Genomic DNA, 23955 nt, shown 5'->3' with positions numbered 1-23955 from the left:
CGCCATGAACGTACACACACAGAAATATCTGATCGACGGCCCGGTCGGCAAGATCGAGGTCGCGCTGGATCTGCCGGACGACATGCGCGAGAACCGCGCCGCGCCGCGCGGCATCGCGCTGGTCGCGCATCCGCATCCGCTGTTCGGCGGCACGATGGACAACAAGGTCGCGCAAACGCTGGCGCGCACACTCGTGCAGTTGAACTACGTGACATACCGCTCGAACTTCCGCGGTGTCGGCGAAACGCAAGGCGAGCACGATGCCGGCATCGGCGAGCGCGACGATCTGCGCGCCGTGCTCGATCACATGCGCGCGCAAGCCGGGCAGGCTGATCTGCCCCTCGTGTTGGCGGGCTTTTCGTTTGGCACTTTCGTGCTGTCGCATGTGGCTGCGAGGCTGCGTGAAGAAGGCCAGGCGATCGAGCGGATGGTTTTCGTCGGCACTGCGGCGAGCCGTTGGGAAGTTGCGCCCGTGCCGGAAAACACGCTTGTGATTCATGGCGAGACCGATGAGACCGTTCCCATTCAGTCGGTTTACGACTGGGCCCGGCCGCAGGAATTACCGGTTGTCGTGATTCCGGGGGCAGAACATTTTCTGCATCGCAAGCTGCACGTGCTGAAGCGGATCATTGTCGACGCATGGCGCTAATTGACGCGATGCGTGCGTTTTCCGGGGTACAGGTACGTGCAAACGCAAATTAATCGCCACCCTTTGCTCAAAGATACCGGGATAGCGCGCGTATAATGGGCGCTCTTTTTTGGGCGCAGCATCGCCCACCCGGCAGTTCGCGCGACGCGTAGCTTCTTTCTCGCGCGCAGCGGTGCCGGATGCGAGGCGTGCTGCGCGAACCGATCGCGCTGCCGGAAGTCCAATGGGCGCCGTGCCGTTTTTTACGGCCTGACGCTCGCCGACCGGCTCCTCCAAACTATGCGCCCTGCGCGCGATGTATTTTTCCGCACGAATCGACCCTATGCGTTTCTCCATGTCCGGCCGCACGTCATTCCCGTCAGTTTCCTCTTTCGTTCCCCATTCGCTTAGCCGTGCCGTCACCCTCGGCATCGTGCTGCCGGCCACGCTGGTCGCCAGCACGGCGTTCGCGCAAGTGCCGCCGCCCGCGGTGAACGCGCGCTCGTGGGTGCTCGTCGATGCAACCAGCAATCAGGTGCTTGCATCGGGCAATGCCGACGAACGAGTCGAACCGGCTTCGCTGACCAAGCTGATGACAGCGTACCTCGTCTTCGAAGCACTGCAGACGAAGAAGATCACGATGGACCAGACGGTGATGCCGAGCGAAGCGGTGCGTCGCGTGAAAACCGACGAATCGCGCATGTTCATCGAGGCGAACAAGCCGGTGACCGTGCACGATCTGGTGTACGGCATGATCGTCCAGTCGGGTAACGACGCGGCGATCGCGCTGGCCGAACTGGTGGGCGGCAGCGAGGCGCAGTTCGTCAACATGATGAACACCGAAGCGCAGAAACTCGGCATGGCGCACACGCATTTCGCCGACGTGAACGGTATGCCCGACCCGCAGCACTACACCACGGCGGGTGACCTCGCGGTGCTGTCGGCGCGTCTGATCCGTGACTTCCCCGACTACTACAACATCTTCTCGGTCAAGGAGTTCACGTACAACAAGATCAAGCAGCCGAACCGCAACCGTCTGCTGTGGATCGACCCGACGGTGGACGGCCTGAAGACCGGTCACACGCAAGCCGCAGGTTACTGCCTGATCGCGAGCGCCAAGCGCCCGCTGCCGGGCGCCAACGACGGTTCGCGCCGTCTCGTCTCGGTGATGATGGGCGAGACCAAGGAACACGACCGCGTGCAGGACAGCCTGAAGATGCTGAACTACGGCTACACCGCGTATGACACGGTGCGTCTGTACAAGGCGAATCAGGTCGTGGGCACGCCGCGCGTCTACAAGGGTGCGCAGGACACCGTGCAGATCGGCGTGAAGGGTGATCAGTACATCACCGTGCCGAAGGGCATGGGCGACAAGGTGAAGCCGCAGATCGAGCAGATCGATCCGCTGATCGCACCGATCGCGAATGGTCAGCAGGTCGGCACCGCGAAGCTCGTGGCGGACGGCAAGGTGTTGGCGCAATTCCCGATCGTCGCGTTGCAAGCTGTGCCGCAAGCCGGCGTGGTCGGCCGCGTGTGGGATTCGCTGATGCTGATGTTCAACAAGAAGAAATAAGAGCCTGCTTGCGATGACCGCTGTTGCCGATGTTTCGCTCGACCCGATCGTTTATCTGAACGGCGAGCTGGTGCCCTTGTCCGAAGCGCGTGTGCCGGTTCTCGACCGCGGCTTTATTTTCGGCGACGGCATTTACGAAGTTGCGCCGTTGTATCCCTATGCAGGCGGCCGCACCGCGTTTCGCTTCAGGCGCCATCTGGCGCGCCTCGCGCGCTCGCTGGAGAAGATCGGCATCGTCAATCCGTTCGACGACGCCGGCTGGCGCGAACTGATCAACCGCGTGGTCGCGGCCAACGAAGCAGACGCGGGCTTGCGCGCCGATCAGGACGCGATCGCTTACATTCAGATCACACGAGGCGTCGCGAAACGCGGTCACGCATTTCCGGCCGGCATCCAGCCGACCGTGTTCGTGATGGTTACGCCGCTGAATCTGCCGGACGCCGCGCAGCGTGCGCAGGGCGTGCGTTGCGTCAGCGCGGAAGACCGTCGCTGGCTCAATTGCGATATCAAATCGGTCTCGCTGCTCGGCAACGTGCTGATGGCGCAATACGCGGCCGAAAACGACGCGTTCGAAACGATCCAGTTTCGCGACGGCATGCTGACCGAAGGCTCGTCTTCGAATATCTGGATGGTGAAGGACGGGGTGCTGTACGCACCGCCGCGCAGCCACAAGATTCTCGAAGGGATTCGCTACGGGTTGATCGAAGAGCTGACGAGCGAGTGTGGTATCCGCTTCGAGGCGCGCGAGATTGCCGAAGCCGAGTTGCGCGCCGCTGACGAGATTCTGGTCAGCTCCGCCACCAAGGAAGTGCTGCCGGTCACGCAGCTCGACGGCCAGCCGGTTGGCGACGGCAAGCCGGGCGCCGTGTTTGCAGCGTTGTACGCCGCCTACCAGCGCGCCAAGGCCAAGGAAGCGCAAGAAGCGCAGCAAGGAGTAGAGAATGAATCCCGCGAAAGAATCATTGCTTGAGTTTCCGTGCGACTTTCCCATCAAGATCATGGGCAAGTCGCATCCCGAGTTCGCCGATACGATTGTCACGGTGGTGCGGCAATTCGATAGCGAAGTCGACCCTGCGCGTGTCGAAACGCGACCGTCAAGCGGCGGCAATTACACCGGTTTGACCGTCACGGTGCGCGCCACGAGCCAGGCGCAGCTCGACGATATCTATCGCGCGCTCACCGGCCATCCGATGGTGAAGGTGGTGCTTTAACGCCGGGCGCCGTGCCCAAGGATTACGGTGTGACGCGCAAGGTGTCCACCGCCAGCTCGGCGCCGGCTGCCGGCCCCGCTGAGCAGGCCCGCTCGAAAAGCAGTTTGAACCGTCCCACTTCTTCGAAGACCCACGCGCGGAATGCCTTGACGCGCTCGGTTTCGAGCATCTGCGGCGGGCAGATGAAGTAGTACTGCCACGGGCTCGGCCCATCCACATCGAATAGCCGCACGAGGCGCCCTGCCGCGATCTCGTGCATTGCCAGCGAACGGCGTGTGAGCGCGACCCCTTGACCGTCGATGGCCGCCTGCAGCAGATTCGATGAATCCTGATACAGCACGCCGCGCTTCGGCTCCGGCCAGTCGGTGAGGCCGGCGGCGTCGAACCATGGACGCCAGAGTTCGTCGTCCGAGCGCAGCAGCGGGACTTTGGCGAGATCGGCGGGGGTTTGCGGCAGCTTGCCGCCATTGAAATCCGGCGCGCAGGCCGGAAAGAAGATTTCCTCCAGCAGCAACTCCGCGTGCAGCCCTGAATATTTGCCGTAGCCGAAACGGATCGCCACGTCGACGTCGTCGCGCGCGAAGTCGGTTAACGCGTTGGTGGACAGCAGTTCGAGGTCCCATTGGGGATGCTCCTCGATAAAGCTGCCGATGCGTGGAGTGACCCAGCGCGCCGCAAACGAAGACAGCATGGAAACCACCAGACGCCGCTCGCGGTCGCCGGCGCGGATTTCACGGGTGGCCTCGACCAGCGCCGTCAGCGCGGCGCGCACGCGCGTGGCGTAGCGGCGGCCGGTATCCGTGAGCCGGACGCGCTTGCCGTCGCGCGCGAACAGCGTGACGCCCAACTCAGCCTCTAGTGCCCGGATCTGGTGGCTGACGGCGCCGTGCGTGACGAACAGTTCGTCTGCGGCGCGCGAGAAACTCTCGTGGCGGGCTGCGGCTTCGAACGCCTTGACGGCGTTTAGCGGGGGTAGATGCCGGAGATCCATCGCAATATTTCTCACATAGAGGTGAAAATAGATCGTTTTGCGTAAACCCTTGCTACGCCTACGATTGTAGCCATGAAATGAACTTTGGCGAGGGCATCATGCGAGAAATTTCCTCTAGCATCGCTTTTGAAATCCGTACAGGCGAAACCATTCCTATGAAGGTCGCGCGCAGCACCAAGCTGGTTGTGCACGGCGGTGCGGTGTGGGTGACGCGTAGCGACGACACGGAAGACTACTGGCTGCAGCCCGGCCATACCTTGCGGCTGCGGCGCGGTGAACGGTTGTGGTTGAGTGCCGAAGGCAGCACGCATGCGAAGGTCGCGTTTTCCGTACCCACGCGTTGCGATGAACGTGCGCTGAACTGGTTTGCGCTGGTCGGCGAACGGCTGGCGGCCCGCATGCGTGGGGGCTGGCGCACGGTATGAAGGCGCTGCGGTGCCGTGCCTGCCATGGCGGGCCGGCGCCGAGTTGACTGTCGTTCGGGCGTGCAGCGAAGCAGCGACACCGCGCTGGCTGATGCAGGCCCCTTCGGCGGGGATCTCCAGATTTCGGTAAACTGTCGGGACCATGTGCGCCACCCCGGTTTTCCCGTCTCCCTCGTCCGCCACGGCGCCGCTAACGCTGCGCTGGCTTGGCAGCGAGCCTTATGAAGCCAGTTTCGAAGCGATGCGTGCGTTCACCGACGCGCGCACCGCCGATACACCCGACGAAATCTGGCTAGTCGAACATCCTCCTGTTTTTACGCTCGGCCAGGCCGGCGATCCAGCGCATCTATTGGCCGCCGATAGCGGCATTCCGCTCGTTAGGGTCGACCGGGGCGGGCAGATTACCTATCACGGGCCCGGCCAGGTGGTGGCGTACCTGCTGCTGGACCTGCGCCGCCGCAAGCTGATGGTGCGCGAAATGGTCACGCGGATCGAGCAGGCCGTGATCGACACCCTCGCGGCGTATAATCTCGCCGGAGAACGCAAGGCGGGCGCCCCCGGTATCTACGTGGCGCCCGGGCCGGACGCCGGGCTGCACGCCGGCGCCAAGATCGCCGCGCTGGGTCTGAAAATCCGCAACGGCTGTAGCTATCACGGCGCGAGCCTCAATGTGAACATGGATTTACGGCCGTTTCTGGCCATTAATCCATGCGGCTACGCGGGGCTCGAAACAGTCGACATGGCAACGCTGGGCGTTACCGCCGGCTGGGACGACGTGGCCCGTACCTTTGCAGCACGCCTCACCGCAAACCTCGACGGCAGTCCCGCGGCCGTCGCCCAACCGCAGGCCGGTGCACTTACCGCCTGACTGGACCGAACGAATGACTGACGTTACCGCGAACCTCGCAGCTTCTCCCGCTCCTGACGCCGTGCCGGCCGCCGCCGCTGCGTACGACGCCACTGCAAAACAGAAAGCACAAGCTAAAACCGCCCGTATCCCGATCAAGATCGTCCCGATCGAAAAGCTGAAAAAGCCGGATTGGATCCGCGTCAAAGCGGCCACCGGCAATTCGCGTTTCTACGAAATCAAGCAGATTCTGCGCGAGCACAACCTTCACACGGTGTGCGAAGAGGCGAGCTGCCCGAATATCGGCGAATGCTTCGGCAAGGGCACTGCGACGTTCATGATCATGGGCGACAAGTGCACGCGCCGTTGCCCGTTCTGCGACGTCGGCCATGGCCGCCCCGATCCGCTCGATGTGGATGAGCCGGGCAACCTGGCGCGCACCATCGCCGCGCTGAAGCTGAAGTATGTGGTCATTACGAGCGTTGACCGTGACGATTTGCGCGACGGTGGCGCGGCGCACTTCGTGGAATGTATCCGCCAGACGCGCGAGCTGTCGCCGGAAACACGGATCGAAATTCTGACGCCGGACTTCCGCGGCCGCCTGGATCGCGCGATCGGCATTCTGAACGCCGCGCCGCCCGATGTGATGAACCACAACCTCGAAACGGTACCGCGTTTGTACAAGGAAGCGCGCCCGGGTTCGGACTATGCACATTCGCTGAAGCTGCTGAAGGACTTCAAGGCGCTGCACCCGGACGTCGCGACCAAATCGGGTTTGATGGTCGGCCTCGGCGAAACCGAAGAGGAAATCCTGCAAGTGATGCGCGATTTGCGCGAGCACGACGTGGACATGCTGACGATCGGCCAGTATCTGCAGCCGTCGGAACACCATCTGCCGGTGCGCTCGTACGTGCATCCGGACACGTTCAAGATGTACGAAGAAGAAGCGTACAAGATGGGCTTCACGCACGCAGCCGTGGGTGCGATGGTTCGTTCGAGCTACCACGCCGATCTGCAGGCGCACGGAGCCGGGGTGGTTTGAGCGATTTAGACCGAGTTGCTGTCTAGAAAAATAAAGCCCGCACTGGTTGCGGGCTTTGTTCTTTCTGGCGGGTCCTTTTTTGCCGCTTGAGTCATGCGCTGGCGCTCTACTTGCGTGAGCTATCGGTAGTACCGTGCGAGCAGCATGCAAATCGAAGCGAGCGTTCCACCAATGATCGTGAAGGATCACAAGGGAAAGCCACATCAGACGTCGGTCATCCCGATCCGCAATCATTCGCTAGAACCCATCTACTGCCCACCGCAGCAGTTACGCCGATCCAACTGAGCGTGAAAAGCAATGCTCGAACAGCGTCATTAGCAATCGCGGATTAATTAGAACCGCCTGCGCACAAACTCCCTATAGTCGAAATCCTCCCAGACAACACACACTAAAGGGGCTTCTCGATGAACCGCTTTCTTCGTCCACTCGCCGCGTTCGCTGCGCTGCTCGCGCTGTCCGCACCGTTTTCTTCCGCTGCATACGCGGACAGCAAAGAAGTCGTGATCGCGTATCAGGACATGGTCGTGCCGTGGCGCTATGCGCAAGCCACGGGCGAAGTCGAGAAAGCCACCGGCTACAAAGTCACCTATCGCAAGCTCGGCAGCGGCGCAGACGTGATCCGCGCGCTGGCCTCCGGCTCTGTGCAACTCGGCGAAGCGGGATCGAGCCCGATCGCGGCGGGGCTGTCGCAGGGTGTCGATATTTCGCTGTTCTGGATTCTGGACAATATCAACGACGCCGAAGCGCTGGTTGCGCGCGACGGTTCGAACGTCACCAGTGTTGTCGGCTTGAAAGGCAAGAAGATTGGCGTACCGTTCGTGTCCACCTCGCACTTTCACACACTGGTCGCGCTGCAGAACGCCGGCGTGAATCCGTCGGATGTGAAGATCGTCAATCTGCGCCCGCCTGAAATCGCGGCGGCGTGGGAGCGCGGCGACATCGACGCCACTTACATCTGGGACCCGGTGCTGGCGAAGGTGAAGAAGAACGGCAAGGTGCTGATCACGTCGGGCCAGGTCGCGCAGCAGACCGGTAAGGCGACCTTCGATGGCTTTGTCGTCGACCGTAAGTTCGCGAGCCAGAACGCCGAGTTTGTCGCGCGCTTCGTGAAGGTGCTAGCCGCAACCGATGCAAGCTATCGCGATCACACGTCGGCATGGACCGCGACGTCGCCGCAGGTCGAGGCGGTCGCGAAGGAGTCCGGCGCCACTGCGCAGGACGTGCCCGCGAGTCTCGCGTTGTATGCATTCCCGACGCCGGCCCAGCAGGCGTCGAATGCATGGCTGGGCGGTGGCGCGCAATCCGGCGCGGCTAAATCGCTCGCCGCGACCGCTGCGTTTCTGAAGACGCAAGGCACGATTCAGAATGTGCTGGCCGATTACTCGACCGGCGTCGATCCGCAATTCGTGCAGCGTGCGGCGCACTGATTGTTGAGCAAGCCTATCCATCAGCATCATGAGGCGCGGCAATGAGCGGTCTTGAGATCCGGCGGTTGCATGTCGCCTACGAAGGCGTCCGCGGCGCGGCGCCGACCGTCGCGCTCGCCGACGTCGATTTGCGCATCGAGCCCGGCGAATTCGTCGTCGCGCTGGGTGCGTCCGGTTGCGGCAAGACGACCTTGCTCAATTGCATCGCGGGCTTCATTCAACCGACCGGCGGCGAGGTGCGGCTGAACGATGAACCCGTGCTTGGGCCGTGCGCGGATCGCGGTGTCGTGTTTCAGAAATACGCGCTGATGCCCTGGCTCGACGTGCTCGACAACGTTGCGCTCGGTTTGCGTTTTCAGCGCGTGCCGAAGGCGCAGCGCGAACGCATCGCGCGGGAGAAGCTGGCGCTGGTTGGCCTTGAGAAGCATGCGCACTCGCGCGTCTACGCGTTGTCGGGTGGCATGCAGCAGCGCGTGGGCATTGCGCGTGCGCTGGCAAGCGATCCGCAAGTGCTGCTGATGGATGAACCCATGGGCGCGCTAGACGCGATGACGCGCGAGTCGATGCAGGAACTCGTGCTGGACGTCTGGGGCCGCACCCGCAAAACAGTGTTTTTCATTACGCACAGCGTGGAGGAGGCACTGTTTCTGGCGACCCGCCTCGTGGTAATGACGCCGGGGCCTGGCCGCATCGCCGAGAGCTACGACCTGCCATTCGCGCGGCGCTTTCTCGAGACACGCGATGCGCGCGCGGTCAAGTCGTCGCCGGAGTTCATCGAATGGCGCGAGCGGCTGGTGCGCCGTCTGCACGAGCGAAATGAACGGAATCAGGAAGAGGTGCTGTCGTGACGGCTTCGCGTGAATCTTTGGGCAACGTGCCGCTAACCCAGGCAAGCGAGCCGCCGAGACGTAACGCGCGGCCGGTACGCGGCTGGCGTTTGCCGGGCGAAGGGCCGACCGCGGCACTGAGCGCGGTTTCGGTCACGACGCTTGCGGCACTGTGGTGGTTCGCGACGCACCTCCACTGGCTGCCGCCGCTATTTCTGCCAACGCCCGAGGCGGTTTGGGCCGCGTTTCTGGACGCGTGGCACGGACGCATTCAAGGCGGGTTGCCGCTCTCCGAACATCTCGCATGGAGCGCGTTGCGCGTGTTCGGCGCGTTCGCACTGGCCGCGGTCACGGCGGTGCCGGTCGGGATTCTGATGGGCGTGAGCCGGGTTGCCCGCGGCTTGCTCGATCCGCCGCTGGAGTTCTACCGGCCGTTGCCGCCGCTCGCTTATCTGCCGCTGGTGGTCATCTGGTTCGGCATCGACGAGACGGCGAAGATCGTCGTGATCTATCTCGCCTGTTTCGCACCGATTGCGATGGCGGCGCGTGCCGGTGTGCGCAGCGCGACCATCGAGCAGATTCATGCGGCCTATTCGCTGGGTGGACGCTTCACGCAGATCGTGCGCCATGTGGTTCTGCCGGCAGCGTTGCCCGAGATTCTGACCGGCTTGCGGATTGCGATCGGCTTCGGCTGGACCACGCTGGTTGCCGCGGAGATGGTCGCGGCAACTGCGGGGCTGGGTCAGATGGTACTCAACGCGTCGAGCTTTTTGCGTACCGATGTGGTGGTGATGGGTATCGTGCTGATCGGACTGATCGCATGGCTATTCGATCTCGGCATGCGTGCGCTGGAACGGCGGCTGGTACCGTGGAAGGGGCGTGTGTAGTCGGCTCTATCTCGTGGCCACTTCGTGACCACCCCAAGGCCACCGCGCCGCGCGCACTCTCAAGCAAACAATTCAATCACCGGCCAGCCTCGTTCCGCGGCAATGGCTCGCAAACGCGGGTCGGGATTGGTCGCGACCGGATGCGTGACGCGTTCGAGCAACGGCACGTCGTTGATCGAGTCGCTATAGAACCAGCTCTGCGGAAAATCTTCCAGACGATGGCCGAGCGAAGCCAGCCAGTCCTCGGTGCGGACAATCTTGCCTTCGCGGAAGGTGGGTACACCGACTGCGGTTCCCGTAAAGCGCGCCAGCGGATCGCCGCCTTCGGTGCCGAGATCGATCCCCAGCAGATGTTCGAAACCGAGCGCCTTGCCGATCGGTTTCGTGATGAACACATTGGTGGCCGTGACGATGCAGCACAGGTCGCCCGCATCGATGTGACGCTGCACGAGTGCCCGCGCGGCCGGCAGGATTGCCGGCGCAATCACCTCCTTCATGAACTGCGCATGCCACGCATCGAGTTGCTCGCGTGAGTGGCGAGCGAGCGGCGCGAGGGTGTAGTTCAGATAGGCGGTCATATCGAGCGTGCCGGCCACGTACTGCCGGTAGTAATCGTCGATTTCCTCCGCATGCCGCGCCGCGCCTTCTATGCCCAGATTGGCGATGAAGTGGGCCCACGCCTGATCGCTGTCGAGCGGCAGCAACGTGTGGTCCAGGTCGAATAGCGCAAGGTTGCGGCTCATCCAGAGTCCTTGTGATGAAGTGGGCAAACAAAGTGATCGAGCGAACCGTGTTCCGGACGATGAGCCGGCACACAGCAACTCGCAGCTTTGCGCGAGCGTATATTTAAAAGCACAAAATTACAATAAGGCAAAAATGTGCAACACTACTGTCATAAACGCCCCGGGTGCCGATTCGCACGGCATGCGGTTCGGGTCATGGCAGCAGGAATGGATGCGTAGCGTTTTATGTTGATTCTCCTTAACCTTCTGGCTGGTGTGGCGCTCCTCGTGTGGGGGTCGCACATCGTACGTACCGGCATCCTGCGCGTGCTCGGCGCCGATCTGCGCAGCGTCCTCGGGCGCAGCACCAGCAGCCGCTGGCGGGCCTTCCTGTCGGGCGTCGGCGTGACGAGCCTCGTGCAGAGCAGCAACGCAACGGCGGTGATCGTCACGTCGTTCGCCGCGCAAGGTCTTTTGCCGCTCACCAGCGGCCTCGCGATCATGCTTGGCGCCGACGTCGGCACCGCACTGATGGCACGCCTGCTGACGCTCGATCTGTCTTGGCTGTCGCCGATCCTGATTCTGCTCGGCGTGCCGCTCTTTCTGTCGCGCAAGCAAACCCGTCTCGGCCAGGTAGGCCGTACGCTGATCGGGCTCGGCCTGATTCTGCTGGCGCTGCACCTGATCGTCGAAGCCGCCCAGCCGATGATGCAAGGCGCCGGCGTGCGCGTGATGTTCGGTGCGTTGACCGGCGACACCATGCTCGACGCGCTGGTCGGCGCGGCATTTGCGATGCTGTCCTACTCGAGTCTCGCGGCGGTCCTGTTGACCGCGACGCTTGCGTCGTCCGGCGTTATCTCGTTGAAGGTGGCGTTGTGTCTGGTGATCGGCGCGAATCTCGGCAGCGGCTTGCTGGCGTTGATGGGCACGCTCGCGCAGAACGCCGCGGCGCGGCGTCTGGCCCTGGGCAGCCTCGCGTTCAAGCTGGCCGGCGCGCTGCTGATCCTGCCGTTCGCGCCGCTGCTCGCCCGCGGGCTGCCGGTGCTGATCGCGAATCCGCGCGAAGCGGTGGTCGGTTTTCACGTGATCTACAACACGTTGCGCTGCTGCGCCTGCCTGTTGCTGATCGATCCGGTCGCGCGCATCTGCACGCGGGTGTTGCCGGACCGGCCGCTCGCCAACGGTGAGCTGCGGCCGCTGCATCTGGATGCCGCCGCGCTTCCCACGCCCACGCTTGCCCTCGCTCACGCCGCACGGGAGGTGCTGCGTATCGGCGACATCGTGCGCACCATGCTCGACAACGTCGCTGAGCTGATTCACAACAATAGCCTCGATAAGGCGCGCGAAACGGTTCGCATGGACGACGACGTCGACCAGCTCTACGCCGCGGTCAAAAGCTATCTGACGCTGATTTCCCGCGAGCAACTCGATGAGGCCGATAGCCGCCGCTGGACTGACATCATCTCGCTGACGATCAACCTGGAACATGCGGGCGACATCATCGAGCGAATCGTCGGCGATATCGAGGAAAAGAAGATCGCGCACCGGCTGTCGTTTTCGGCGGAGGGACTGGGCGAGCTGGACGACCTGCACGCACGGCTCGTCAGCAATCTGCAACTTGGCCTGTCGGTGTTTCTGAATAACGATCTGCGTTGTGCCGAGCGGCTGCTGGCGGAAAAGGAGCGCTTTCGCGACCTGGAGCGCGCCTATTCGTACAAGCACCTGGACCGGCTTGCCGGGCAAACCTTGCGCAGCATCGAAACCAGCGCATTGCACCTGGATCTGATCAGCGATATGAAACGGCTCAATTCGCTGTTCTGTTCGACGGCGTATCCGGTGCTCGACGCAGCCGGCGCATTGCGTGACACGCGCTTGCGCAAGCGTGTGCTCGATACGATGTATGTGAAGGAATAGGGCGAGGCCCTACGAGGGGTCCCAAAGAGGCCCTGAGCCCCTAAGCCCCTAAGCCAGAACGATCTCTTCCAGCTTCTTTTTGAGCGCCGCAAAGTCAGCAGCTTCGGCCGCCTTTTTGTTGGTGACCAGCACATCGATCCGATCGACCGGGCAGTACGAAATCCGGCTGCGCTGACCGATCTTGCTGTAGTCGGCAAGGATCACCACGCGGTCCGCATTGGCAACCATGGCACGCGCTACTTCGGTTTCGGCGTGATCGTAGTTGGTCGCCCCATGCCGGTGATCGATACCGACCGGCGAGAGTAAGGCCATGTCCGCCCGATAGCGCTGAATGTCGAGCACGGTGGTAGCACCGGTGGTCGCCATGGCGCGATCGCTGATCGAGCCGCCGAGCAGGATCACTTCGTTGGCCGCTTCCGTTTGATCCACGGCGCCGCGCATTTTCAGCGCGACGTCGATTGAATTGGTGACGATCGTCAGGTTCGCCAGTTTCGCCAGCTCCTCGGCGAGCGCCGCGGTGGTGGTGCCCGCGTCGATGAAAAGTGTCTGGCCGCTCGCGATTAAACCGGTGGCCGCTTTTGCAATTGCGGTTTTTGACTTGACGCGCATATGGGCGCGCTCGGCGATCGGCGCCTCGTCAGCGGGTTTGATCGCGCCGCCATGCACGCGCCGCAATTCACCGAGCGCCTCGAGGTCGAGTAGATCGCGCCGTACGGTTTCGCGCGATACCCCGAGATCCGCCATGATCCGTTCGGTCGACACGCGTTGCAGCGTGGACAGCAACGCGCGAATTCTCTGATGACGGTCTTCCTGCCACATGCATTTTTCCTTGGGTGCGAACGCTTGCTGACACGGCTTGTTCTTAAAGTGTCATCGTGGACACGGATGTGTGTCCGGACTATGTCAAGCCTACTACTTTAGTCGAATTGTGTTGTATTTTTTTGGCAGCTTGCAAGTTTGTGTATTTCATCTTAGCCTTCGCAGATCGAGGTGCCATGCCTATTTCGAACATCAAATGTTCGGAAAGGAATTGAAATGTCCGATTTCGAGCAATTTGCGGCGTTTTTTGGCAATCTGATCGATCCATGTCGTTGCCATAATGGACTTTGGGATCTGCCGCCTGGACGATTTTTTGCTGCACGCGGCGCCGCTTGGAAGCGACATGGTTCGGCATCCTGACAATAAGATCGCGTGACCGCCACGCGACGTAATGAGCCGCGGCGTTAGCCGTGCCGCCGGCTATCGCAGCATTGCCCATTGACGTGATACTACGCGAGGGGCTCGCGCGTAAAGGTTGCATGGCGGCAGTGGCGGCTGGGAACGTGTCGAGAGCATACTCAACCCGCTCTATCTGGATGGAAGGTAACGAGACGTGGCAAACGGGACTGATCGCACTTTATCCACCAACTGGCCCTATCCGCGGCTGGTGGCGCACCGCTGCGGCGGCACGCTGGCGCCGGAGAACACGCTGGCCGGTTTCGACGCCTGCGTGCGCTACGGCTACCGCATGGTCGAATTCGACGCCAAGCTCTCCGCCGACAACCAGCTCTTCCTGCTGCACGACGACACGCTGGAACGTACGAGCAATGGTCATGGCGCTGCTGCCGAACACACGTGGGACCAACTGGCCAGGCTCGACGCCGGTGCCTGGTTCGGGCCGCAGTTCGCCGGCACCCGCCTGCCGACTCTCGCCGAGGCGGCCGGGCGTTGCGCTCGGGATGGCATTGCGGCCAACATCGAAATCAAACCTTGTCCGGGGCGTGACGAGATCACGGGGACCCTGGTTGCAAGCGGTGCGCTGACTTTGTGGCAAGGGCAGACCCCGCCGTTGCTGTCGTCATTTTCGTTCGAGGCGCTTGCCGCCGCACGCGCCGCCGCGCCCGTGCTGCAACGCGGCATGCTATTCGAAGAGGTGCCGGCGGACTGGCTGCGCATCGTGCGGGAGCTGGATTGCGTGTCGTTGCACGCGAGCCACCGGTATCTGAGCGAGCCGCTGGTTGCCGAGATCAAGGCGGCCGGCCTGCGGGTGCTGGCCTACACGGTGAACGATCCTGAGCGCGCACGGCTGCTTGTCCAATGGGGCGTCGACATGATTTGTACAGATCGCATCGATAAGCTTGAATACGACATGTTCTCGGCGCCGGCGAATCCGGGCTGAGCGTGACGCGGGTGCGGGCTTGTTCAGAGGCGCGCCCATGAAGCTGAAAACCAGAAATTTTCCAAACGTAGCAATTTCGGCAGAGGATGGGGAAGACTATGAAGCGCACCGCATTAGCTCGTTTATTTTCGATGTTGGCCGCTGCGGGTGTTGCCGCAGCCGGGGTGAGCAGCGCCTCGGCCGCGCCGCTCGACGCACTGATCGCCGCCGCCAAACAGGAAGGCCAACTCACTGTGATCGCATTGCCGCACGACTGGTGCAACTACGGTCAACTGGTAGCGGGATTTCAGAAGAAGTACGGCATCAAGATCAACGAGCTGAATCCGGATGCGGGTTCGGGCGACGAAGTGGAAGCCATCAAGGCGAACAAGGGCAACAAGGGGCCGCAGGCGCCCGACGTGATCGACGTGGGTTTGTCGTTCGGTCCGACCGCAAAGGCGCAAGGGTTACTGCAGCCGTACAAGGTGGCTACGTGGAACGCGATTCCGAAAGAGTCGAAAGATCCCGACGGTTATTGGTATGGCGATTACTACGGCGTACTGTCGTTTGAAGTGAACGCCGACATGATCGACAAGGTGCCGTCCGACTGGAGCGATCTGCTCAAGCCCGACTATAAGAACGCGGTCTCGCTGGCAGGCGACCCGCGCACGGCCAATCAGGCAATCCAGGCCGTGTTTGCCGCCGGCATGTCGCAAAGCAAAGGCGATGTGAGCAAGGCCGACACGGCCGGCCTCAAGTATTTCGCCGATCTGAACAAGAGCGGCAACTTCGTGCCGGTGATCGGCAAGGCCGCCTCGCTTGCACAGGGCACCACGCCGATCATCGTGCGTTGGGACTACAACGCGCTCGCCGACCGCGACACCCTGAAGGGCAACCCGAAGGTACAGGTGGTGATTCCGAAAACAGGCGTGGTCGCCGGTGTGTACGTGCAGGCGATCAGCGCCTACGCGCCGCATCCGAATGCGGCCAAACTGTGGATGGAGTATCTGTACTCCGATGAAGGCCAGCTTGGCTGGCTGGGCGGCTATTGCCATCCGATGCGCTATAACGAGCTGGTAGCGCAGAAGAAGGTCCCGCAAGCGCTGCTCGACAAGCTGCCGCCGCCTTCGTCATACAAGAATGTGGTGTTCCCGACGTTGTCCCAGCAGGACGCCTACAAAGACACCATCACGAAACACTGGGACGAAGCGGTCGGCGCGAACGTCAAATAATCGCCGTGGCGCACACGGTGGCGGCGGTGGCGGCGATGGAGCGGCGTTCGATCGCACGCCGCCCATGCCGCGGCTTTTATCCGTAACGCGCAGTTTCGAAAAGACGACGCGTCGCTCAAGCAGGGCGGCGCGTCAGGCGTTAACCAGAAAGCCCCAAGGGTGAGCTATGAGCGCTTCATCGGATGCTGGGTCGGTGCAGCCGGAATTACTGGTTCCGCCTGTGCCCACGCCAACACCTCGCGCCGGCGGTCCGAGCCGCGCGTCGCATTTTCTCGCCTGGATCGGCGTAGTGCCGTTTTTTGCTTTCGCACTGTTGTTCCTGATTCTGCCGACCGGCTTTCTGATGGTGGGTGCGTTTCAGGATCCCCAAGGCCACTTCACCCTCGCGAATTTCCGTGACCTGCTGCAGCCCACGGTGCTGGACGCCTACTGGATCAGCTTCAAGGTGAGCGCCGCGTCTGCGATCGGCGGCGGCGTAATCGGCTTGCTGCTCGCGTGGGCGGCGGTGCAGGGCAAACTGCCGGGCTGGATTCGCCCTACGCTGATGACGTTCTCCGGCGTCGCTTCCAATTTTGCCGGCGTGCCGCTCGCGTTTGCCTTCATCTGTACGCTGGGACGCGTCGGCCTCGTGACCGTCCTGCTGAAGAAATACCTCGACTTCAATCTGTACTCGACGGGCTTCAGTGTGCTGAGTTTCTCGGGACTCACGCTGACTTACCTGTACTTCCAGATTCCCCTGATGGTGCTGATCGTCACACCCGCGCTGGATGGCCTGAAGCGCGAATGGCGCGAAGCATGCGACTGCCTCGGCGGCACGGCCTTCCAATATTGGCGCCACGTCGCGTTACCGGTGCTGTGGCCGAGCGTGCTTGGCGCAACCCTGCTGCTGTTCGCCAATTCGTTCGGCGCGGTCGCCACGGCATACGCGCTGACCGGCAGTTCGCTCAACATCGTCACGATCCTGCTGTACGCGCAGATTCGCGGCGACGTGATGCACAACCAGAACCTCGGCTACGCACTCGCGCTCGGCATGGTGCTCGTGACCGGGCTGTCGAATGGCGGGTACATCTGGTTGCGTTCGCGCGCAGAAAGGGGGCGCCGATGAAAGGCCAATCGCGTGCGGGCGCGTGGATCGCGATGATCGCCGGTTCGCTGTACTTTCTGATTCCGTTGCTCGCGACCTTCGAATTCAGCCTGCGCATGAAGCGTGGCGTCTACAGCTTCGAGGCGTACCACGTGGTGCTGAGCGACCCGCGTTTTCAGGCCTCGTTCGGTTACTCGATCCTGATGGCAATCCTTACGATCATTGTCGGCGTGTTGCTGGTAGTGCCGACCGCGTACTACGTGCAGTTGCGGTTGCCGAAACTGCGGCCGGTCGTCGAGTTCATTACGCTGTTGCCGCTGGTGGTGCCGGCGATCGTGATCGTGTTCGGTTATCTGCGCATCTACAACAGCAGTTCGATTCTGCCGCTCACCGGCAACGAACGCGCAACCGATCTGTTGCTGGTGTTCGGCTACGTGACGCTCTCGCTGCCGTACATGTATCGCGCGGTCGACGCCGGCTTGCGCGCCGTCGATGTGCGCTCGCTGACCGAAGCCGCCGAATGTCTCGGGGCAAGCTGGCCGACGATCCTGTTCAAGGTGATCTTCCCGAATATCCGCTCGGGCATTCTGTCCGGCGCCTTTCTCACCTTTGCCGTGGTGATCGGCGAGTTCACGCTGGCGAGTCTGCTCGACCGTCCCGCGTTCGGTCCGTATCTGCAGTTGATCGGTGCGAACCGCGCGTACGAACCGTCGGCGCTCGCGATTATCGCGTTCGTGATTACGTGGGCGGCGATGGGATTGATTCAGGTATTCGGTTCGGCCCGCGCGCTTAGCGGCCAGAAAATTTGACGGACTCATTTGACCGGGTAAGGCAGAGAATCATGGCATTCCTTGAGATAGAAAATCTGCATAAGGCCTTCGGGGCGAACACGGCGCTGCATCACTTCGACATGAAGATCGAGCGCGGCGAATTCATCACGTTTCTTGGACCGTCCGGCTGCGGCAAGACCACGGTGCTGCGGATGATCGCCGGTTTCGAAACGCCGACGCGCGGCACCATCCGGCTGGATAACAAGGACGTGACGCACTTGCGCACGCGGCAGCGCAAGGTCGGCATGGTGTTTCAGTCGTATGCGCTGTTTCCGAACATGACCGTGGCCGATAACATCGGTTTCGGGCTGAAGATCGCGCACCGTCCGCAGGCGGAGATCAGCAAGCGCGTCGAGGAGATGTTGCAACTGATCAAGCTGCCGCATCTGGGCGCGCGCTATCCGTGGCAACTGTCGGGCGGTCAGCAGCAGCGCGTGGCGCTGGCGCGCGCGCTCGCCGGCAAGCCCCAGGTGCTGCTGCTCGACGAACCGCTCTCCGCGCTCGACGCGAAGATTCGCATTTCGTTGCGGCAAGACATTCGGGCGTTGCAGCGTGAGTTGGGCATCACGTCGATTTTCGTCACGCACGATCAGGAAGAGGCACTGTCGATTTCGGACCGCATCGTGGTGATGAATGAGGGGCGCGTGGAACAGGTCGGTTCGCCCTCGGAGATCTACAACTATCCGCGCACGCGCTTTGTCGCGTCGTTTGTCGGCACGTTGAACATTCTCGCGGGGCATGTGATCGACCCGAAATCCGGCAGGATGGTCGTCGACGGTCAGGAGTTGACCACTACGCAAGCTTTGCCGGCCGGCGACGCGGGCAAGCAACGCATGCTCGCGCTACGGCCTGAAGCCATCGTTCTGGAACCGGCCGCGCCGGGCCGCAATACGCTCAGCGCAATCGTCGAAGAAGTGAATTTTCTCGGTGCGGTGGTGCGCATCAGAACACGCGTGAAGGATGCGGTCATCTCACTCGATGTCTTCAATGATCCGAATCGCGGCTTGCCCGAACGTGGTCAACCGGTGTCGCTGGGTTTCTCGCACGAAAACCTGTTGGTGCTGGAAGAGGGCGGCGCATAGAAGTCAGACAGCCGCGCCCGACAAGCCTCTCCGGGTTTTCCCGGGGGTGCCGCCGGTGCGGATTCCGGATTCCCCGACGCCCCTCGTCCGGATTTCCGGAATCCCGGACGGCGTGAGCGGTGGCACGCCAAAAAACCTATAAAAATCAAAGCGATTCGCTGCGCATCAAGCTGGCATCGACCTTGCAATTTAGAATCCGCGGCCGCAACGGTCCGACAACTAAAGCAAGGAGACAACGATGTCTGATTTCCCTTCCCGGTATTTCTGAATTCGTCGTCTTGTCGCGGCCTAATGCCGTGCACAAACGCGACGATCATTCGTTCGCATGGTGCGCAGCGTGGCAGGCCTTGAGCTCACCCATATCGCAGGAAACATCGTGAAGAAACCCATTCATAAAGTGCTGTACGTGCAGGTGATCGTCGCGATCATCATCGGCATTGCGCTCGGCCATTATTCGCCGGATTTCGCCGTCGACATGAAGCCGCTCGGCGACGGCTTCATCAAGCTGATCAAGATGGTGATCGGGCCGATCATCTTCTGTACGGTGGTGACGGGTATCGCCGGCATGGAAGACATGAAGAAGGTCGGGCGCGTCGGCGGCAAGGCGCTGCTGTACTTTGAAATCGTCTCGACGTTCGCGCTGGTGCTCGGCCTGATCGCGACGCACGTGCTGAAGCCGGGTGTCGGCTTCAATATCGATCCCGCTACGCTCGACGGCAAGGCGGTCGCGTCGTATGCCGCGAAGGCGCACGGCCAGAGCACGGTCGAATTCCTGATGCACATCATTCCGGACACGCTCGTGTCGGCGTTCGCTCAGGGCGAAATCCTGCAGATCCTGCTGATCGCTTTGCTGTTCGGCGCGGTGCTGGCCACGGCTGGTGAGAAGGGCAAGGTCGTCACGAACTTCATCGACGGAATCTCGCACGTGCTGTTCGGCATCGTGCGCATCATCACGAAGCTGGCGCCGATCGGCGCGTTCGGCGCGATGGCGTTCACGATCGGCAAGTACGGCATCGGCTCGCTGCTGCCCATGCTCAAGCTGATTGGCACGTTCTATCTGACTTCGATCGTGTTCGTGGTGGTCGTGCTCGGCATCATCGCGCGTGTGGTGGGCTTCAACATCCTGCGCTTTGTCGGCTACATCAAGGAAGAGATGCTGATCGTGCTCGGCACGAGCTCGTCGGAAGCCGCGCTGCCGCAACTGATGCTGAAGCTCGAAAAGCTCGGCTGCTCGCGCTCGGTGGTGGGCCTTGTCGTGCCGACCGGTTACTCGTTCAACCTCGACGGCACCAACATCTACATGACGATGGCCGTGCTGTTCATCGCCCAGGCAACCAACACCGATCTCACGTGGACCCAGCAACTCACGCTGCTGGCGGTGACGATGCTGACGTCGAAGGGCGCGAGCGGTGTGACGGGCGCAGGCTTCATCACGCTGGCCGCAACGCTGGCGGTGGTGCCGACCATTCCGCTGTCGGGCATGGTGCTGATTCTCGGAATCGACCGCTTCATGAGCGAATGCCGCGCGCTGACCAACATCGTCGGCAACGGCGTGGCGACGGTCGTGGTGTCGGCATGGGAAAAGGAACTGGACCGCAACAAGCTGAACGCCGCGTTGCGGGGTGACGTGGCGGTTAAGGAGCCGGCTGGCGTTTAAGCCGCGTACCGGCTACGACTCCCGCCAGCACGCCGATCACGGTCGCGGACGTTCAGGTATGAAAGCGTCCGCGCACCGTGATCCCGCGCCGTCGGCCGAGGAAGCTCGCGCCGGCGGCGCGCCGCCTTATGCCACAATAGCCGATCCACAAAGATCGGAAATTGCCAACGTGACGCGCCGCCTGCTGATCCTCTTCGCGCTCGTCGCCGGGCTCGTGGCGGCGTGCGGGCTCACGTACAGCATTGCGTGGCAAAGCGGCATCGACAACTTGCGGCGCAACGCCGCGGTACGGGTCGATCGCACCACGAGCGCGCTGAAAAGCACGCTCGAGCGTTACGAATCGTTGCCTTATCTGCTGGCCGAACATCCCATCGTGCAGGACGTGCTGGTCGATCCCACTCCCGCCAACGTCCAACGCGCCAATCTGTATCTCGAAGACCTCAATCGCCACGCGCGGGCAACGGTCACCTACATCATTCCGCTCGACGGCTATTGCGTCGCCGCGAGCAACTGGCACGGGCCGGGCAGCTTCATCGGCGCGGGCTATCAATTCCGGCCGTATTTTCTCGATGCGGTGAAGGGCGGCGTGGGCCGCTTCTTCGGTATCGGCACGATTTCGCAGGCGCCAGGTTATTACATCTCGCAGCCGGTGCGGCGCGACGGCAGGATCGTCGGCGTGGCGGTCGTCAAACTCGATCTCGAATGGTTTCAGGGCGCGGATGCGTCCGAGCCGCTGGTGGTTACCGACGACCACGGCGTGATCTTTCTGTCGTCGGTGCCGGCGTGGAAATATCACACGATCCGGCCGCTCTCCGGACAGGTCGCCGATTCGATCTACCAGGCGCGTCAATATGCGCAGCAGCCGATTGCGCCACTGCCGGTGACGATCGAGCGCACGCTCGAAGGCAATGCGCAGATCGTGCGCATCGGCGGCGGCCGGTATGCGCCGCGCTATCTGGCGTCGCGGCGCGGCATGGGTGAGCCGGACTGGCACCTGATCACCATGTCGCCCGTCAATCCGGTCGACGCCGACGCGCGCAACGCGACTATCGTTACCGGTTTCGGATATGTGTCGCTGGTCCTGCTCGCGTTCTACTGGAGAATGCGCCGCGCCCGCGTGCGCGAAGTGATGCGTAGCCGTTCACTGCTGCAAAAGGCCTATGCGGAATTGAACCAGCGCGTGGCCGAGCGCACCGCGGATCTCTCGCAGGCGAACGAACAGTTGCAGAAGGAAGTGGCCGAGCGAACGCGCGCCGAACAGGAGTTGCGCGCGGCGCACGATGAGCTGATCCAGGCGAGCAAGCTCGCCGCGTTGGGTCAGATGGCGGCCGGCATTACGCATGAATTGAATCAGCCGCTTGCGGCGCTGCGCGGTTTCTCCGACAACACACGGGTGCTGCTCGAGCGCGGTGACCAGGCTGCGGCGCGCGAGAATCTCGAAGCGATCGCGGCGCTCACCGAACGCATGGGCAAGATCACCAATCAGTTGAAACTGTTCGTCGGGCGCGCCCGGCCGCGCAGCGCGCGTGCGCCGATCATGCGAGCGTTGCGCAACGTCGTCGCGCTGCTGCAAAAACGCCTGCAAGGCGTCGACGTCGAGCTCGTGTTGCTCGATGCCGACACTGGCGTGCGTACATCGCTGAATCTGGCCGACGATCGCCGCGATCTTGTCGCCCATTGCGACGACCTGCGGCTCGAACAGGTGCTGATCAATCTGCTCGGCAACGCGCTCGACGCAACGGCGGGAATGACACCCCCGCGCATCTGGGTCGAGGTTGAAGCCACCGAGTCGAGCGTCTCGTTCGCGGTGCGCGACAACGGCCCCGGCATTCCCGACGACGTGCTGCCGCGTCTGTTCGAGCCATTTTTCACGACGAAGGAAATGGGTCAGGGGCTGGGACTCGGTCTCGCGATTTCATCGTCGATTGCGCGCGACTGCGGCGGCACGCTGGTAGCAGGCAACGCGCCGGACGGCGGTGCATTATTCGTATTGACGCTGCGCCGCGCGCGCGTGCAGACGAGCCATACTTCGGACCCGCTTATCGCCGGTTCCTGAATCAAATGAGAACGACATGCTGAACCACGGCCTGCAAGTGCTGTACATCGAAGACGACGAACTGGTGCGCCGCGCCAGCGTGCAGAGTTTGCAACTCGCGGGCTTCGACGTGATCGGCCATGCGTCGGCGGAATCCGCGGCGAAAATGATTAGCGCGGATTTCTCCGGGGTGATCGTCAGCGATATTCGCTTGCCTGGCGCAAGCGGTCTCGAACTGCTCGCGCAGTGCCACGAGCGTGCGCCCGACGTGCCTGTGATTCTGGTTACCGGGCATGGCGATATTTCGATGGCCGTGCAGGCGATGCGCGACGGTGCGTATGACTTCATCGAAAAGCCGTTCGCCTCCGAGCGTCTGATCGAAACCGTGCGGCGTGCGCTGGAGCGCCGCAAGCTGGTGCTTGAGAATCTCGCGTTGCGCCGTGAACTGGCCGGGCAGAACTCGGTGGCGCCGCGCATCATTGGCCGTAGTCCCGCGATCGAGCAGGTGCGCCGGCTGATCGCGAATGTCGCGCCGACCGACGCGTCAGTGTTGATCAACGGCGACACCGGTGCGGGCAAGGAGTTGATCGCGCGCAGTCTGCATGAACTGTCGCCGCGGCGGGACAAACCGTTTATCGCGGTGAACTGCGGCGCGCTGCCGGAGCAGATGTTCGAGTCGGAAATGTTCGGCTACGAACCCGGCGCATTCACCGGTGCGGCCAAGCGCCGGATCGGCAAGCTCGAACATGCTTCGGGCGGCACGTTGTTCCTCGACGAAATCGAAAGCATGCCGCTCGCGTTGCAGGTCAAGTTGCTGCGTGTGTTGCAGGACGGCGTGCTGGAACGGCTTGGCTCGAATCAGCCGATTCGCGTGAATTGCCGCGTGGTGGCGGCCGCGAAGGGCGACATGGCTGAGCATGTCGCGGACGGTTCGTTTCGTCGCGATTTGCTGTACCGGCTGAACGTGGTGACGATCGCGCTGCCGCCTTTGGGTGAGCGGCGCGAGGACATCGTGCCGTTGTTCGAACACTTTCTGCTGGATGCCGCGGTGCGTTATCAACGCCCCGCGCCGATTCTCACGGACCGGCAGCGCGCGAGCCTGATGCAGCGAGAATGGCCGGGCAATGTGCGCGAACTGCGCAACGCCGCCGATCGTTTCGTGCTCGGTGTGGCCGACGATCCGGTTATGTCTTTCGCGGACGACAGCGTAGCGGCGCAACCGTTAAAGGAACGTGTCGAGCAATTCGAGCGGGCGGTGATCGCGGAGGCGCTGGAGCAGGCCGGCGGCGTCGTCGCGCTGGCGGCGGACAAGCTTCAGCTTGGGAAGGCGACGCTCTACGAGAAGATCAAACGATATGGCCTCGCGGCCAAGGGAGAAGGGGAGCGGTGAGGATTTGATGCGCC

At 62.4% G+C, this 23955-nt stretch carries 23 protein-coding genes; 20 read left to right on the top strand and 3 right to left on the bottom strand.

All coding sequences use genetic code 11. The features are described from left to right. The first annotated feature begins 4 nt into the window (after positions 1-4). The 4 genes from HWX91_RS04200 to HWX91_RS04185 all read left to right on the top strand — a co-directional run bounded on the left by HWX91_RS04200 (position 5) and on the right by HWX91_RS04185 (position 3412). Complete coding sequence (locus tag HWX91_RS04200; protein WP_028198999.1) at positions 5-649, top strand: alpha/beta hydrolase; 645 nt, start codon at positions 5-7, stop codon at positions 647-649. A gap of 322 nt (positions 650-971) precedes the next feature. Further along, on the top strand, positions 972-2201 hold the full coding sequence (locus HWX91_RS04195) for a D-alanyl-D-alanine carboxypeptidase family protein (RefSeq protein ID WP_028199000.1): 1230 nt from the start codon (positions 972-974) through the stop codon (positions 2199-2201). A gap of 13 nt (positions 2202-2214) precedes the next feature. Then, positions 2215-3171 carry a D-amino acid aminotransferase gene (locus tag HWX91_RS04190; RefSeq protein ID WP_028199001.1) on the top strand — a complete coding sequence of 319 codons (957 nt, stop codon included), beginning with the start codon at positions 2215-2217 and terminating at the stop codon, positions 3169-3171. Beyond that, entirely contained in the window at positions 3143-3412 is a 270-nt protein-coding gene (locus HWX91_RS04185) for a DUF493 family protein (protein ID WP_028199002.1), read from the top strand. The genes HWX91_RS04190 and HWX91_RS04185 overlap by 29 nt, the downstream gene beginning before the upstream one ends. Positions 3413-3434: 22 nt before the next feature. On the opposite strand, the gene HWX91_RS04180 is transcribed toward HWX91_RS04185, so the two are convergent. Then, a complete protein-coding gene (locus HWX91_RS04180; RefSeq protein ID WP_028199003.1) occupies positions 3435-4403 on the bottom strand; it encodes a transcriptional regulator GcvA in 969 nt (322 codons plus the stop codon). Between the two features lie 98 nt (positions 4404-4501). On the opposite strand from HWX91_RS04180, the gene HWX91_RS04175 reads away from it, so the two are divergent. The 6 genes from HWX91_RS04175 (at position 4502) to HWX91_RS04150 (ending at position 9858) form a co-directional block, all read left to right on the top strand. Next, positions 4502-4828, top strand: a complete 327-nt coding sequence (locus HWX91_RS04175) for a DUF2917 domain-containing protein (protein ID WP_028199004.1) — start codon at positions 4502-4504, stop codon at positions 4826-4828. Between the two features lie 142 nt (positions 4829-4970). Further along, positions 4971-5696: a lipoyl(octanoyl) transferase LipB gene (lipB, locus tag HWX91_RS04170; protein WP_028199005.1), complete on the top strand. Its 726-nt coding sequence runs from the start codon at positions 4971-4973 to the stop codon at positions 5694-5696. 13 nt (positions 5697-5709) lie between these two features. Then, entirely contained in the window at positions 5710-6717 is a 1008-nt protein-coding gene (gene lipA, locus HWX91_RS04165) for a lipoyl synthase (RefSeq protein ID WP_028199006.1), read from the top strand. Positions 6718-7121: 404 nt separating this feature from the next. After that, positions 7122-8144, top strand: coding sequence for a taurine ABC transporter substrate-binding protein (tauA, locus tag HWX91_RS04160; RefSeq protein WP_028199007.1), 1023 nt, complete (start codon positions 7122-7124; stop codon positions 8142-8144). A gap of 41 nt (positions 8145-8185) precedes the next feature. Further along, the gene (locus HWX91_RS04155; RefSeq protein ID WP_028199008.1) at positions 8186-8992 is read left to right on the top strand and encodes a taurine ABC transporter ATP-binding protein; all 807 of its coding nucleotides are present in this window, start codon (positions 8186-8188) and stop codon (positions 8990-8992) included. Beyond that, positions 8989-9858 (top strand): ABC transporter permease subunit, encoded by an 870-nt coding sequence (locus HWX91_RS04150; protein ID WP_028199009.1) that lies wholly within the window; start codon positions 8989-8991, stop codon positions 9856-9858. Before HWX91_RS04155 ends, HWX91_RS04150 begins: the two co-directional genes overlap by 4 nt. A gap of 59 nt (positions 9859-9917) precedes the next feature. On the opposite strand, the gene HWX91_RS04145 is transcribed toward HWX91_RS04150, so the two are convergent. Next, positions 9918-10601 carry a histidinol-phosphatase gene (locus HWX91_RS04145; RefSeq protein WP_028199010.1) on the bottom strand — a complete coding sequence of 228 codons (684 nt, stop codon included), beginning with the start codon at positions 10599-10601 and terminating at the stop codon, positions 9918-9920. Positions 10602-10826: 225 nt separating this feature from the next. On the opposite strand from HWX91_RS04145, the gene HWX91_RS04140 reads away from it, so the two are divergent. Further along, positions 10827-12494 carry a Na/Pi cotransporter family protein gene (locus HWX91_RS04140; RefSeq protein ID WP_028199011.1) on the top strand — a complete coding sequence of 556 codons (1668 nt, stop codon included), beginning with the start codon at positions 10827-10829 and terminating at the stop codon, positions 12492-12494. A 48-nt stretch (positions 12495-12542) separates the two neighbouring features. Here HWX91_RS04140 and HWX91_RS04135 read toward each other — a convergent pair whose 3' ends face one another. Then, positions 12543-13313, bottom strand: a complete 771-nt coding sequence (locus tag HWX91_RS04135) for a DeoR/GlpR family DNA-binding transcription regulator (protein WP_028199012.1) — start codon at positions 13311-13313, stop codon at positions 12543-12545. A gap of 216 nt (positions 13314-13529) precedes the next feature. On the opposite strand from HWX91_RS04135, the gene HWX91_RS04130 reads away from it, so the two are divergent. The 9 genes from HWX91_RS04130 (at position 13530) to HWX91_RS04090 (ending at position 23941) form a co-directional block, all read left to right on the top strand. Next, complete coding sequence (locus HWX91_RS04130) at positions 13530-13673, top strand: hypothetical protein (protein ID WP_156034544.1); 144 nt, start codon at positions 13530-13532, stop codon at positions 13671-13673. Between the two features lie 193 nt (positions 13674-13866). Further along, the gene (gene ugpQ, locus HWX91_RS04125; RefSeq protein WP_028199013.1) at positions 13867-14652 is read left to right on the top strand and encodes a glycerophosphodiester phosphodiesterase; all 786 of its coding nucleotides are present in this window, start codon (positions 13867-13869) and stop codon (positions 14650-14652) included. Between the two features lie 98 nt (positions 14653-14750). Then, entirely contained in the window at positions 14751-15863 is a 1113-nt protein-coding gene (locus HWX91_RS04120; protein ID WP_028199014.1) for an ABC transporter substrate-binding protein, read from the top strand. 166 nt (positions 15864-16029) lie between these two features. Further along, complete coding sequence (locus HWX91_RS04115) at positions 16030-16968, top strand: ABC transporter permease (RefSeq protein WP_028199015.1); 939 nt, start codon at positions 16030-16032, stop codon at positions 16966-16968. Further along, a complete protein-coding gene (locus tag HWX91_RS04110) occupies positions 16965-17756 on the top strand; it encodes an ABC transporter permease (protein ID WP_028199016.1) in 792 nt (263 codons plus the stop codon). The genes HWX91_RS04115 and HWX91_RS04110 overlap by 4 nt, the downstream gene beginning before the upstream one ends. A 32-nt stretch (positions 17757-17788) precedes the next feature. Next, positions 17789-18859 (top strand): ABC transporter ATP-binding protein, encoded by a 1071-nt coding sequence (locus tag HWX91_RS04105; RefSeq protein WP_028199017.1) that lies wholly within the window; start codon positions 17789-17791, stop codon positions 18857-18859. A gap of 376 nt (positions 18860-19235) precedes the next feature. Continuing rightward, the gene (locus tag HWX91_RS04100) at positions 19236-20516 is read left to right on the top strand and encodes a dicarboxylate/amino acid:cation symporter (protein ID WP_028199018.1); all 1281 of its coding nucleotides are present in this window, start codon (positions 19236-19238) and stop codon (positions 20514-20516) included. Between the two features lie 58 nt (positions 20517-20574). Next, positions 20575-22572, top strand: a complete 1998-nt coding sequence (locus HWX91_RS04095) for a sensor histidine kinase (RefSeq protein ID WP_028199019.1) — start codon at positions 20575-20577, stop codon at positions 22570-22572. A 16-nt stretch (positions 22573-22588) separates the two neighbouring features. Continuing rightward, positions 22589-23941 carry a sigma-54-dependent transcriptional regulator gene (locus HWX91_RS04090; RefSeq protein ID WP_028199020.1) on the top strand — a complete coding sequence of 451 codons (1353 nt, stop codon included), beginning with the start codon at positions 22589-22591 and terminating at the stop codon, positions 23939-23941. The last annotated feature ends 14 nt before the right edge of the window (positions 23942-23955 follow it).

The organism is Paraburkholderia fungorum, from assembly GCF_902833645.1.
Lineage (GTDB): Bacteria > Pseudomonadota > Gammaproteobacteria > Burkholderiales > Burkholderiaceae > Paraburkholderia > Paraburkholderia fungorum.
Note: the sequence above shows the minus strand (reverse complement) of the source record. Positions and strands in the feature narration are given on the sequence as shown.